The organism is uncultured Hymenobacter sp., from assembly GCF_964242765.1.
Lineage (GTDB): Bacteria > Bacteroidota > Bacteroidia > Cytophagales > Hymenobacteraceae > Hymenobacter.
This window is the reverse complement of record NZ_CAXTBM010000058.1, coordinates 22,352-34,320: the sequence shown is the minus strand read 5'-3', so window position 1 is coordinate 34,320 and position 11,969 is coordinate 22,352. Positions and strand designations below refer to the sequence as shown.

Genomic DNA, 11,969 nt, shown 5'->3' with positions numbered 1-11,969 from the left:
GATTTTCGACCAGTATCGGGTGTTCACCGCCGGCTACTTGGATGGCGGTAATCGGAACCCGGAAGAATAAAGCAACACAAACGCCAAGCCCGGCTTCGCTGCCCTCGAAACAGTACCATCGTTTCGGGGGCAGCGAAGCCGGGCTTGGCGTTGCTACCAGCTTACTGCCGGCTCGACGGAATCCGAAATTGCAGGCCGATGCTTGGCACAACGGTTAGGCCGCTGAGGCTAGCACTCTTGTTGTTAAGCAACTGATAGGTGCCATAGTTCTGATAATAGATACCCAGCGAAGGAATAATGTAGGCATAGCGGTAGCCTATTTTCGCATTCACAAAGCCTCCGAAAGAAGGGAAGTTGGTTTTCTGCTGTGGCAACGCTGGCACTTTCACGTTGCCATTGAAGACGCGGCCTGGCTCGAAGCCATAGCGCAAAAACGTGTGCGTGTATACTATCCCGTAGGAAATGGCTCCAATTTCTTCCTCGGCCCCAAATGAGTGGCTGAATACCAGCGGCACAATGATATCATGGCGCGTAGCCCGGAAGCCCAGGATTTCGTTGATGTCATCCAGAAAAGGCAAGCTTGGCAAACTTGCGCGTTGCGTGGCAAATTGCAGCCCAATGCTGGCGTAATTGGCTCCCGCCGGACCACCAGGGCGTTCCACGCTGCCAGTTGGCCCCAGGAACTGGTAGGCCGCATCGAATACGTGCGAGCCAAACGCGTATTTGTAGCCGACATCAAGTCGGTCAAGTGCTCCATAGCGCACGTACAAGTCGGAAGAAGGCCGTACTGGGTCGAGCACATAGGCCAACGCCGCTATCTGTAGGTTGTCGATAGTGCCAGAGTATCCCACGGTATCCTTGCTGGCAGTTGCTGCCGCCGCCGACTTTAGAGCCGATCCGGTTTTACTGATGGTTTCGCTGGCAACATTGAACGCTAAGTTGCCCCCGACCCGGAACTCCCCTTTGGGCGTGACCTTGCCCGAACTCACAATAGTGCGCGGGGCGGTGCAAGAACCAACAAGCAAAGTAGCCGCGGCTGAGAACAGGAGAACTAGCCGGCTGAAACGAAAAGATGAGGCCATAAAGACAGAAGCGCAAAAAGCGGAGAAATCCGGTACAAATAAAGTTTTACCAAAACCGGGCCGAAAGTACCTAAAGCAACGCTACAACTTGGCGAGTCTTTCTGGCTCTCTGTTTTTAATAAGAGGTCTTGCCGCCATTTTCCCGAATAGACAGACGCTAGCTAAGGCAGGACGTTTTGAGAGTACAAACGACCGGTAAACTTGATTGTCCATATTCCAGGGAGCCTTTCTCGTTTAGCGTTGAGGTTGCGTTTCATAATGAAATCGTTATTTCACCATCTCAACAGTTACTATTCAACGAATGAACATCCTATACGGAGTGCCAGGCGAAGGCATGGGGCACGCAACGCGCAGCAAAGTAGTTATCCAGTATTTGTTGGAAGCCAGGCATGAGGTCTGCGTAGTGAGCAGCTCGCGGGCTTATCAACTGCTGGCGCGTACGTTTCCGGGCCGGGTACACGAGATACGCGGGTTTCACTTAGCCTACAAAAGCCTAACGGTATCGAAGTTGCGCACGGCGGCCCTGACGCTACGCTCGGCCCCGGAGAATCTGCTTGTCAACTTTCGCAAGTACCGGGAAATGCTGCGCGGCCTGGAATTCGACGTGGTGGTGTCCGATTTCGAGTCGTTCAGCTACCTTTTTGCCAAGTGGAAAGGCTTGCCCGTTGTCAGCATCGACAACATGCAGATTATCAGCCGGGCGCAGTTGGACGTGGCCGTACCCGCCGCCGAGCGCGACAATCTGGACTTGGCACGCCAGATTGTGCGGGCAAAGCTGCCCCGCAGCCAGCATTACTTTGTTACCACGTTTTTCTCGCTACCCGTCATCAAGCCCAATACCACGCTGGTGCCACCCATTATTCGCCCCGAAATTTTGGCGGCGCCGGCTACCGTAGGGGAGCATGTGTTGGTGTATCAGTCGGCTACCACGCAAAGCAACCTGGTGCCGTTGCTGCAAGGGCTGCCTAGTCAGGAGTTTCGGGTGTATGGTTTCAACAAAGAGGAAAGCCACGGCAATGTGCAGCTGAAAGCTTTTAGTGAGCAAGGCTTTATTAATGACTTGGCCAGTGCCCGCGCCGTGGTAACTAACGGTGGCTTCTCATTAATCAGCGAGGCGGTCTACTTGCGCAAGCCTATCTGTGCCATTCCTATTCCCGCCCAATTCGAACAGTTCCTCAACGCTGCTGAAGTAAACAAGCTGGGCTACGGCCGCCACTTCGCAAGCCTGACGGCCGACAACATCAAAGCATTTCTGTATGACCTAAGCGGGTTTGAAGCGGCGCTGGCTGGCTATAGCCAAAACGGCAACGAAGAGCTATTTCAGCAGTTGGCTAAGGTTTTAGCCGGCTTGTTGGACTGATGGTGTCTATGCCACTTACGTTGATTGAGACGTGCTGGCGCCAAACAAAAATCAGTATGTTTCTACAACGAAAAAGGTCCTGCAAACTACTTAGAAAGCAATTTGCAGGACCTTTTCAGTACTAAACCAGCTCCGGGCTACTTTGCAGCAGTTTGCTCTAGAAGCAGGTAGCGCGCTCGGTTTAACTCGGGTTCGGCGCGGGTTGTCACGTCGAGGCGCATGACTTGCACGCCGTTGCCACCGTTTGCTGCGGGCCACTGGGGCAAACCTGAGCCGTTAGGGTTGCTGGTTTTGATGAAGTTGGCGAAGTAGCTCTGCATGGTTTCCGACACTTTGTAGTCGTCCGGCGTCCAGGCGTACACTTTGTTGGTAGCCAAGTTGCCCAAGGCGTACTCGATTTCTGCGGAGTGCACGGCGCCGCGGGCCAGCGGGGCTTTCGGGGCGTTTGGGTCCGTTGATTTCACTACGCCGCCCGCCAAGCCCGCCGTGGCGTTGCCCATCTCGGGCGTCATGGCTGGGCGCGGACGGGCGTAGAGGTAGCGGTAGACCGGTTTGCCACCGGTTTGCCCGTGCACCTCGGCCCATTTCCAGGTGCCGTAGGCAATAAACCGGTCGCTGGCGAGGTCGGTGGCGGCTTGCTCGGCTTCGGCCTCAGTGGTAGCGGGGTAGGCTTTCAGTACGTCATTGGCCTGGGGCCCGTAGAGCTTCTGAACTGCCTGCGCGAACGTTTCGGGCGTTGGTTTTTCCTTGCCAAGCACGGCGCCAGCATTCATTTCCTGCGAGTTCCAGCCTACCAGCAACGGCACATGCGCCTGCTGGCCCGCGGCGAAAATTTCGGCCGGGGATTTGGGGAAGAAGTACCCATCGACGATGGTGGAGAAGCGTGGTGCGCCGGGCTTGCCGGTGGCTTCCAGCAACTGCGTGGCGGGCAGTGCCCGGAGCGCCGCCAGCGAGGTGGCCCCAACCGTCGAGGCGAAGCTGACCCCGTTTTGCTCGGCCTGCGCGAGAGCCGTAGGAGGCTGCAAAGACAGCAGCGACCCGCTCTCGCCGATGGCACCCGCAATCAGCCCTTTCGACAGGGGCGAGGCCATTTGAGCGCTAACAGAATAAGAGCCCGCCGATTCGCCCCCAATGGTCACCTTTTTGGGGTCGCCGCCGAAGGCTGCAATATTCTGCTGCACCCATCGAAGGGCTGCACTTTGGTCGAGTAAGCCGTAGTTGCCCGAGGCATGCTGGGTTGATTCTTTGGTTAGTTCGGGGTGGGCCATGAAGCCGAACACGCCGAGCCGGTAGTTTACCGTCACGGTCACGATGCCGCGGCGAGCCAAACTTTCCCCGTCGTAGCGGGGCTCCGAGCCGTCGCCGGCCACAAAGCCGCCGCCGTAGAAATACACCAACACGGGCAGCCGCTCTTTGCTGGTTTTGGCGGGTGTCCACACGTTCAGGTACAGGCAGTCTTCGCTGACGCCGTCGGAGCGAAAGTTCATGTCGCCGAACAGGGGCAGCTGCATTGCCCGCGGGCCAAACTGCTTGGCTTGGCGCACTGCCGTCCAGTTCTTTACCGGCTGCGGCTCCCGCCACCGGAACTCCCCAACCGGCGGAGCGGCGTAGGGCACACCCTTGAACATGCGAATGCCACTCGGGGCCGCAGTGCCCTCAAGCGGGCCGTTGGCGGTTTGCACGCGGTTGGTAGCAGACGAGGCCGCAGTTGGTTTCGAGGTTTGCGCCATGGCTACTGGCGCCAGTTGCAGGGCCAGAAAAGAAATAACAAGCAGTGTTTTCATACGTGGTGGTTTTCCTAAGAAGCCCTTGAAGATACTTTTCAGCGGTAAGTAAGCCACAGAGACGCAATAGTTGGAGCATCGTCGTTTGAGGTTGATCTAAGCTATGGCAGGTAGCGTGCAAACCGCATGGCCTGTCGCTGCGAAGAACAGCCTGGATTATTTTCGGGCCGACTTCATTTCCTCGAACTTCTGTTGCGGCGCGAGCAGCTTACGGCTTTTTTCCGTTACTACTTCTTTCCCTACTTTGAAAGAGGCGGTTTGCTTGATGTCCAACGAAGAACTTCCGGCCTTGACTTGATACGTGCCTGCATCAGCAACCCAGGCGGAGGTGGCCGTATCGAATGAGGCTAGGTCGGCGGCGGTTAGCGTAAAGGTGAGGGTTTGGGATTGGCCGGGTTGCAGCAGGTTGGTTTTGGCAAAGGCTTTCAACTCGCTTTCCGGCTTATCGAGCTTACCGGCGGGGGCTGCCACGTAGAGTTGTACCACTTCTTTGCCCGCCACTAGGCCCTTGTTGGTCACGCTCAGAGTGGCCGTAATTTTATCGGTGAGGGTGGTAGCACTTAGCTTCAAGGGCCCAAAAGCAAAAGTGGTGTACGATAAGCCGTACCCAAATTCGTAGGCGGGCTTCACCTTGAAAGTATTGTAGTAGCGGTAGCCCACGTAGATGCCTTCCTCGTAGGTGTTTTCCGAGGCGCGGCCCATCAAAGGATTGTCACCGGGGGCGGCGCCTGCCGTGGCTAGCTCTTTGCCCGGAAAGTTGCTGGCGTAAGGTACATCCTGATAAGCAACGGGGAACGTCGTGGCCAGTTTACCGGAAGGCGATACGCTGCCGCGCAAGATATCGGCTACGGCGTGGCCGCCTTCTTGGCCGGGCTGCCAGGCCAGCAGGATAGCATCGGCTTGGCCGCGCCAACTAGCTACTTCGGCCACGCCGCCCACGTTGAGCACCACTACCAGCTTTTTGCCAGCGGCATGAAAGGCCGTGGAAACTTGTTTGAGCAAGGTTTGCTCGGCGGCAGTTAGCGTGAAGTCATTCTCTACTTTCCGGTCGCCGCCTTCCCCAGCACTGCGGCCGATGGTGAGTAAGGCCACATCGGCCTGCTGAGCCTGCTGTTGCAGAGCAGTTGCCTCCATCGGCATTTCTGCAATAATGGGCGCGGGATCGAGCAAGCCTTTGGTTTTGGGAAGCTTCGCTTTTTCAGCCTTTAAATATTGAGTGTAAAGCTCACTCAGCGGCGCCACAACGGTGAACCCCGCGCTGGTTAGGCCCTGGGTTATAGAAACAACGTAGGCTTTGTTTACGTCGCCGCTGCCGGTGCCACCTGCAATGGGGTTGTAAGAGGTAATGCCGAATGCCGCTACTTTCTGGCCTTTGGCTAGCGGGAGTGTTTTTGCTTTGTTTTCGAGCAGAACCATTCCCTCGGCGGCCGCGGCTCGGGCAACGGTGGCGTGCTGTTTTAAGTTGGGCTTATCAGAGTATTTAACGCCTTTGAAGGTGGGCGACAGCAATACCAAGTTCAAAACCCGGGTTACGTTGGCATCGAGTTCTTGCGAAGTCAACGAGCCGTCTTTGAGGGCGGCCAGGATAGCCTGCGTTTGAACCAGCATGCCCGGCATCAGCAAGTCATTGCCGGCTTTTAGCTGCGCCACCGGGTTTTTACCCCCGTACCAGTCGGTCATCACGAGCCCTTTGAAGCCCCACTCTTGGCGCAAGAGCGTATTAAGCAAGTCCGGGCTTTGCGAGGTATAAGTGCCGTTGACTAGGTTGTACGACGACATCACCGTCCAGGGCTGCGCCTGTTTAACGGCAATCTGGAAGCCCTTTAAATAGATTTCCCGCAAGGCCCGCTCGCTTACCTTGGAGTTCAGCTGCATGCGGTTGAACTCCTGGTTGTTGACAGCAAAGTGCTTGATGGACGTGCCCACGCCGTTGGATTCCACCCCGTTGACGAAGGCAGCGGCAATGTGGCCCGTTACCACCGGATCTTCGGAGTAGTACTCGAAGTTGCGGCCGCCGAGCGGGTTGCGGTGAATGTTCATGCCGGGTGCCAGCAGCACATCGATGCCAAAATCGCGCACTTCCTCGCCAAACACGACGCCCACCTTCCGTACCAGCGCCGCATCCCAAGTCGAGGCCAGCAGCGTGGCCACCGGAAACGCCGTGGCGTAGTAGGTTTTGGTGCTGTCGCGGCCCCGGATAGGGTCTATTCGCACGCCGGCCGGACCGTCGGATAGCGTTAGGGACGGAATGCCGAGGCGGGAAATGGCGTGCGTGCGCCCTGCCGCGCCGGGTACCTTTTCGGGTACTTCCCGGTCGCCGGGGTTGCCGGGCGGCAGCATGCCTTCAGGAAAGCCGGAGGGGTAGAAGCCCATGCCTACCACTAGCTGCACCTTTTCTTCGGGCGTGAGGGCGGCCACCACTTCTTGCAGCGTGGCCTTGCCAAGTTGCGGAGCGCCAGCCGTTTGGGCCGATGCCGTGAAACCACCACTCAGTAGCAAGCTCACCAAGGCCGGTTTGTGAAGCCAATAGGCCCGTGCCGCCATGGCTGCGAAAGAAAATAGTTGTGTCTTCATGAGTGAGAATTAGGGTAAAGACGCAACACCAAAGTTGCCTCAAGTAGGCGCTTGCCGGAGGTAAGTCACAGGGTAAGGCCCAACACATACGCCGGGAAAAGCAACGTCCCTTGTTGGATATTACCTTTCGCCGGCGTACTGGTAAGGTGGTCGGACAGTGAGCTTAGTAAGATAATGCGCTTGCGGTTCTTAGCTAACCCACCGCACGCACCATCTCCCGACTTCACTTAGTAACCCGGATTCTGCGTCAGATTCTTATTGACGTTGATTTCCGACTGCGGAATTGGCAGCAAGGTGTGAAACGCCTGAATGGGTTTGCCCTGCGCCTGCATAGTTGAAATCAGTTTGTTTGTGCGCTTGAGGTCGTACCACCGGTCGTTCTCAAAGGCCAATTCGCGGCGGCGCTCCGCCAAAACGGCATCAGTGAAGTTGGCCGTGGCCGTTAGGTCTTTGGCCGAGGGCGAATTGATCGGCAGGCCGTACGCCCGGCGCCGTACTTTATTGATGGCTTCAAGACCTTCCTGGGTTGGCCCAACTGCTTCCGCCAAAATCAAATACATTTCCGAGAGGCGCAAAACAGGCACGTTCAGCGGCGAATCCCAGTTGTTGACGTTCACGGTGCCCACAAAGAACTTGCGGACATTGAAGCCCAGCGGGTCGCCGACGAGCGAAGCCGGCTGGATCTGGCCGTCGGGGTACCGGTCGCCGGGCTTGAAGATGGTGGCCGCCAAGCGCGCGTCGGTGGCCTCGTAGCTGTCAACCAAGTCTTTTTCCGGAATGTTGAAGCCGTAGCCACCCGACGACACCACGTAGGGGTTGCCAAAGAAGCGGGCTCCCCAGAACTCGTTCATGCAGGCGCCTGGCCCATCGGTAGTGTAGCTGCTCAGGCCACTCTTAAACTGCACTTCGAAGAGCGACTCCTGGCCGTTCTCGTTTTCCACCTTGAAATTGTCGGCGAAGTTCGGCCACAGGGTTTTGCCGGAATTCGCAATAACTAACCGCGCCTGCGTAGCGGCATCCGCCATTTTGTTGCCTTGCGTCAGGTATACTTTCGCCAGCAGCGCCGTAGCCGACCATTTGGTGGCCCGGCCCAGGTTGTCACCGGTGTAAGAGTTGGGGAGCTTGGTAATGGCGTCGTTCAGGTCCTTAACGATCTGCTCGTACACCTGCGCAATGGGGGTACGGCTCAGGCCAGCTACATCGGCGGTGGTGGCGGCCGGCGTAAGCACCAACGGCACATCCCCGAAGGCCCGCACGAGATAGAAGTAGTACAAGGCCCGCAAAAATGCCGCTTCCCCAAGATATTGGTTCTGTATCGGGGCATTGGCAGTGGTGAACGTGATGCCCGGCACGCGCTGCAACACCTGGTTGGCCTGGCCGATACCCAGGTAGGCCCGCTGCCAGTGCGTGGTAGTGAGCGGATTAGTAGACGTCATGGTGAAGTTGTCGAGCTGCTGAAACTCGATACCATCAGCAGCGCCCCCGCCGCCGAGGAATGAATTGTCGGACATCACGTCGCCGATGGCCCACAGCGAGTAGTTGAACATGCCGCTTTGGTTGAGCTGCGAGTACACCGCGTTGGTAGCCAGCTGGGCGTCGGTTTCGGTTTTATAGAAGTTTTCGACCGTAGAGGCGTTCCGAGGATCTAGGTCCAGATAATCCTCCGAGCAGCCGGCCGTTAGGCCGAGTGTGAGTAGTGCAGCGTAAAGGGGCTTTTTATTTTTCATGATAGTAGTCGTTGGGAAGTAAGTAGCCGGCCGCGGCGTTGCTGGCAAGCCAGCCGCACGGCGGGCGCATCAAGTGTTAGAAACCGATATTAAGACCCGCCAAAAACACGCGGGCCTGCGGATAGATACCCCGGTCGATGCCGAAGCTGCCACCCTGGTTGCCTAGTTCCGGGTCGAAGCCGTCGTACTTGGTCACGGTCAGCAGGTTTTGGCTGCTTACGTACACCCGAATGCGCTGCGCCGAAATGCGGTTGAGCAAGGTAGCGGGCAGCGTGTAGCCCAAGGTCAGGAGCTTGATGCGCATGTAGGAGCCGTCCTCTACGTAGTGGCTGGAAACGCGCAGATTCTGGTTTGGGTCGCCGGTAATGGCCCGCGGAATGTCGTTGCTGGTGCCTGGTCCGGTCCACCGATCCAGCACCAGGGTGCTGGCATTGGAAGAGCCGTAGATACCGCCTTCCGTGTAGTAACGGTTCAGGTTGTACACGTCGTTGCCCTGCGAGCCTTGCAAAAACACGTTCAGGTCGAAACCTCTATAAGTGAAGTTGTTGGTGAGGCCGTACGTGAAGTCCGGGTTCGGGTCCCCCATGTAGGTCTGGTCCTGGTTGTTAACCACCCCGTCCCCGTTGATATCCCGGAATTTGATGTCACCGGCGCGAGTGCCCGACGTTTGGTAGAACGTGTTCAGGCCATTGGATGCGGTGGCAGCGGCGGCATTCAACGCCCGCAGCTCTTCGTCGGTCTGAATCAGGCCATCGGCGACGAAGCCGTAGAACGAGCCAAAGGGCACGCCGGCCGCGTACCGCACCAAGCTGGCACCGCCCCGCGTACCCTGCCCGAAGAACGGCTGACCAGCTCCCAGCGACTGCAACTCGTTTTTGTAGGTCGAGAAGTTGAGGGTAGTGGTCCAGGTGAACCCGTTTTCGGTGTTCACGAAGTTGTTGGTCGTGATGGCCAGGTCCAAGCCTTTGTTGGTGGCAGAAGCCGCGTTGGTGTTGATGTTTTCGCTGGTGCCGGAGGTGTAGGTCACCGGCACCGAGGCAATCAGGTTAGGCGACTTCCGGGTGTATAAGTCAACTGTAGCCTGCACCCGGTTCTGAAACAAGCCGACGTCAACCCCAACGTTGGTTTGCGTGTTTTCTTCCCATTGCAGATTGGGGTTACTCAGGCGGGTAGGGGAGGCCCCATTCACCAGGTTTTGAACCCCCGAACCGAACACATACGCCGTACCGGGCGTGTAAGAGCCCACGCCAGAGGTAGAAGAGTTGAGGTTGGAGTTAATCAGAGACAGGTAAGCAAAAGTGCCGGCATTGTTGGGGTTGCCTACCCGGCCGTAGCCCACCCTGATTTTCAGGTTGCTGACCGAGCTAAAATCTTTCAGGAAGTTTTCCTCCGACAAGCGCCAGCCCGCCGACACCCCCGGGAAGAAGCCGAACGAGTTGCCGGGCGCGAAAGCCGAAGAACCATCGTAGCGCGCAATGGCTTGGAACAAGTATTTGCCCGCAAATTCGTAGTTCACCCGGCCAAAGTAGCTGGCCAGACGTGCCTGCGCATTGCCGCCGTTGTTGGCAATCTGGGAGTTGATTGGGCCGCGCTCAATTACCTGCAAATTGTTGCTGGTGTAGCCTGTGCGGCTGGCGCTCAGGAAGCTGGTATTGAACTGCTGAGCCGACTGACCAGCCAGAACTGTCACCTGGTGTTTGCCGGCAATCAACTTGTCGTACGTCACCGTGTTTTCGATGAGGTAGCTCGGGTTGTAGTTGGAACTGCTGGTTAGGCTTGATTGGCTGGTTGGGTACTTCGACGAGCCTTGAATGGACGGGAAGAAGGCATCCCGCTGGTCGAACAGCAAGTCGGCGCCCACGTTGCTGCGGATGCGCAAACCCGGCAGCGGCTCCAGTTCGGCGAAAAACGTGGTAACCACTCGGTTGCGCGTGTTTCTGATGTTGGGCCGCAGGGCCGCCGTCACGGGGTTTTCTTCGCCGTAGTTGTCGGCGCTCGTAAATTCGTAGAAGCTGCCATCGGGCCGGTAGGCCGGCGCCGTGGGCGGGGCCTGCAACGCCAGCTGAATAACGCCGCTGAACTCGTTGTTGGCTGAGTTCTCCTGGCGGGCTTCCGAGTGGGTCAGCGCCAAACTGTTGCCAATCTTCAAGATCTTGTTGAGCTGCACATCACCGTTGGCCCGGAGCGTGAAGCGCTGAAAAGCCGACCCGATAATGGTGCCGTCCTGCTGAAAATAGCCGGCGCTAACCGCGTAGCGGGCTTTTTCGCTGCCGCCCAGCGCCGAGAGGTTGTAGTTCTGGATTTTAGCGGTGCGAAAAATTTCGTCTAGCCAGTCGGTGCCCTCGCCTAGCGAAGCCGGGTTGGCATAAGCCGGAATCAACGTAAGCGCGGGCGTCGTGAGGCCTTGCGCGTTGGAAGCATTGCGTCCTTCGTTGTTGATAGTCGCAAATTCTTGGGCGTTGAGCATCGGAATCTTGCGCCATACTTGCTGCACCCCCGCGTACGCATCCAAATTAATGGAAGAGGTACCCGCTTTGCCGCGCTTGGTGGTGATGATGACCACGCCGTTGGCAGCTCGCACCCCATAAATAGCCGTAGCCGAAGCGTCTTTCAGCACGTCCACGCTCTCAATATCGTTGGGGTTGATGGAGTTCAGGGCACTATCGTCGCCGGGCGGCAGCGGAAAGCCATCCACCACGTACAGCGGGTTGTTGTCGCCGGCCGAGGTGATGCCGCGCACCCGGATAGATGTGCCGCCCGTACCGCCCGGAGCCCCCGAGTTGGATACCACCTGCACCCCCGCCGCGCGGCCCTGAATAGCCTGCGCCGCATCAGCAACGGGCTGCGCCGCAATTTCGCGCCCCGATACCGACGCTACGGCGCCCGTCACACTAGCGCGTTCCTGCGTACCGTAGCCAACCACTACCACCTCCTTCAGGGCTTGCTTGTCCTCGCTCAGCGTCACGTCCAGCGCCGTGCTGGCCCCAGTAACGGGCACTTCCTTGCGGATGTAGCCTACGTAGCTGAACACCAGCGTGCCCCCTTCCGGTACATCCAGGCTGTAAGCCCCGGTGGCGTCGGTGCTGGTGCCTGTTGAGCTTCCTTTAACGACCACCGTAACGCCCGGTAGCGCCTCGCCCGTTGCAGTCAGGACGCGGCCCCCCACGCGTACATCGGCTACGCTAGCCGGTAGAGTGGCTCCCGGCGCTTCGTCTTTTGAGCGGGCGGCGGCTGGTAATACAAATGCTTGCAATTCGCTGGCAGTAAGCAGCACCGCACTGCGCAGGAGCAGATTTTTGTAAGAAGATGGCAGCATATGAAAAAGGGTAAGAATGGAAAATAAGAGAGCAGAAGAATAGCTCGGCCGCCTAAAAGCCAATTCGGCAAATAGGAATGAAAGCAGAAACGTGAGGATGATTTGTTTACAGTTGCCTGATCAGCC

At 57.7% G+C, this 11,969-nt stretch carries 6 protein-coding genes; 1 reads left to right on the top strand and 5 read right to left on the bottom strand.

From position 1 onward, the window contains the following. Positions 1-161: 161 nt before the first annotated feature. Positions 162-1,082, bottom strand: a complete 921-nt coding sequence (locus ACFE7X_RS19900) for a hypothetical protein (RefSeq protein WP_375437444.1) — start codon at positions 1,080-1,082, stop codon at positions 162-164. Positions 1,083-1,383: 301 nt separating this feature from the next. Here ACFE7X_RS19900 and ACFE7X_RS19895 point away from each other — a divergent pair, with 301 nt between their 5' ends. Further along, a complete protein-coding gene (locus ACFE7X_RS19895) occupies positions 1,384-2,442 on the top strand; it encodes a glycosyltransferase family protein (RefSeq protein ID WP_375437443.1) in 1,059 nt (352 codons plus the stop codon). A 137-nt stretch (positions 2,443-2,579) separates the two neighbouring features. Here the strand turns inward: ACFE7X_RS19895 and ACFE7X_RS19890 are convergent, their stop codons facing one another. From ACFE7X_RS19890 to ACFE7X_RS19875, 4 genes are all read right to left on the bottom strand, one after another. After that, a complete protein-coding gene (locus ACFE7X_RS19890; RefSeq protein ID WP_375437442.1) occupies positions 2,580-4,226 on the bottom strand; it encodes a carboxylesterase/lipase family protein in 1,647 nt (548 codons plus the stop codon). Between the two features lie 156 nt (positions 4,227-4,382). Further along, positions 4,383-6,800 (bottom strand): glycoside hydrolase family 3 C-terminal domain-containing protein, encoded by a 2,418-nt coding sequence (locus tag ACFE7X_RS19885; protein WP_375437441.1) that lies wholly within the window; start codon positions 6,798-6,800, stop codon positions 4,383-4,385. A gap of 227 nt (positions 6,801-7,027) precedes the next feature. Continuing rightward, entirely contained in the window at positions 7,028-8,527 is a 1,500-nt protein-coding gene (locus tag ACFE7X_RS19880) for a RagB/SusD family nutrient uptake outer membrane protein (RefSeq protein WP_375437440.1), read from the bottom strand. A gap of 76 nt (positions 8,528-8,603) precedes the next feature. After that, complete coding sequence (locus ACFE7X_RS19875) at positions 8,604-11,843, bottom strand: SusC/RagA family TonB-linked outer membrane protein (RefSeq protein ID WP_375437439.1); 3,240 nt, start codon at positions 11,841-11,843, stop codon at positions 8,604-8,606. Between the last annotated feature and the right edge of the window lie 126 nt (positions 11,844-11,969).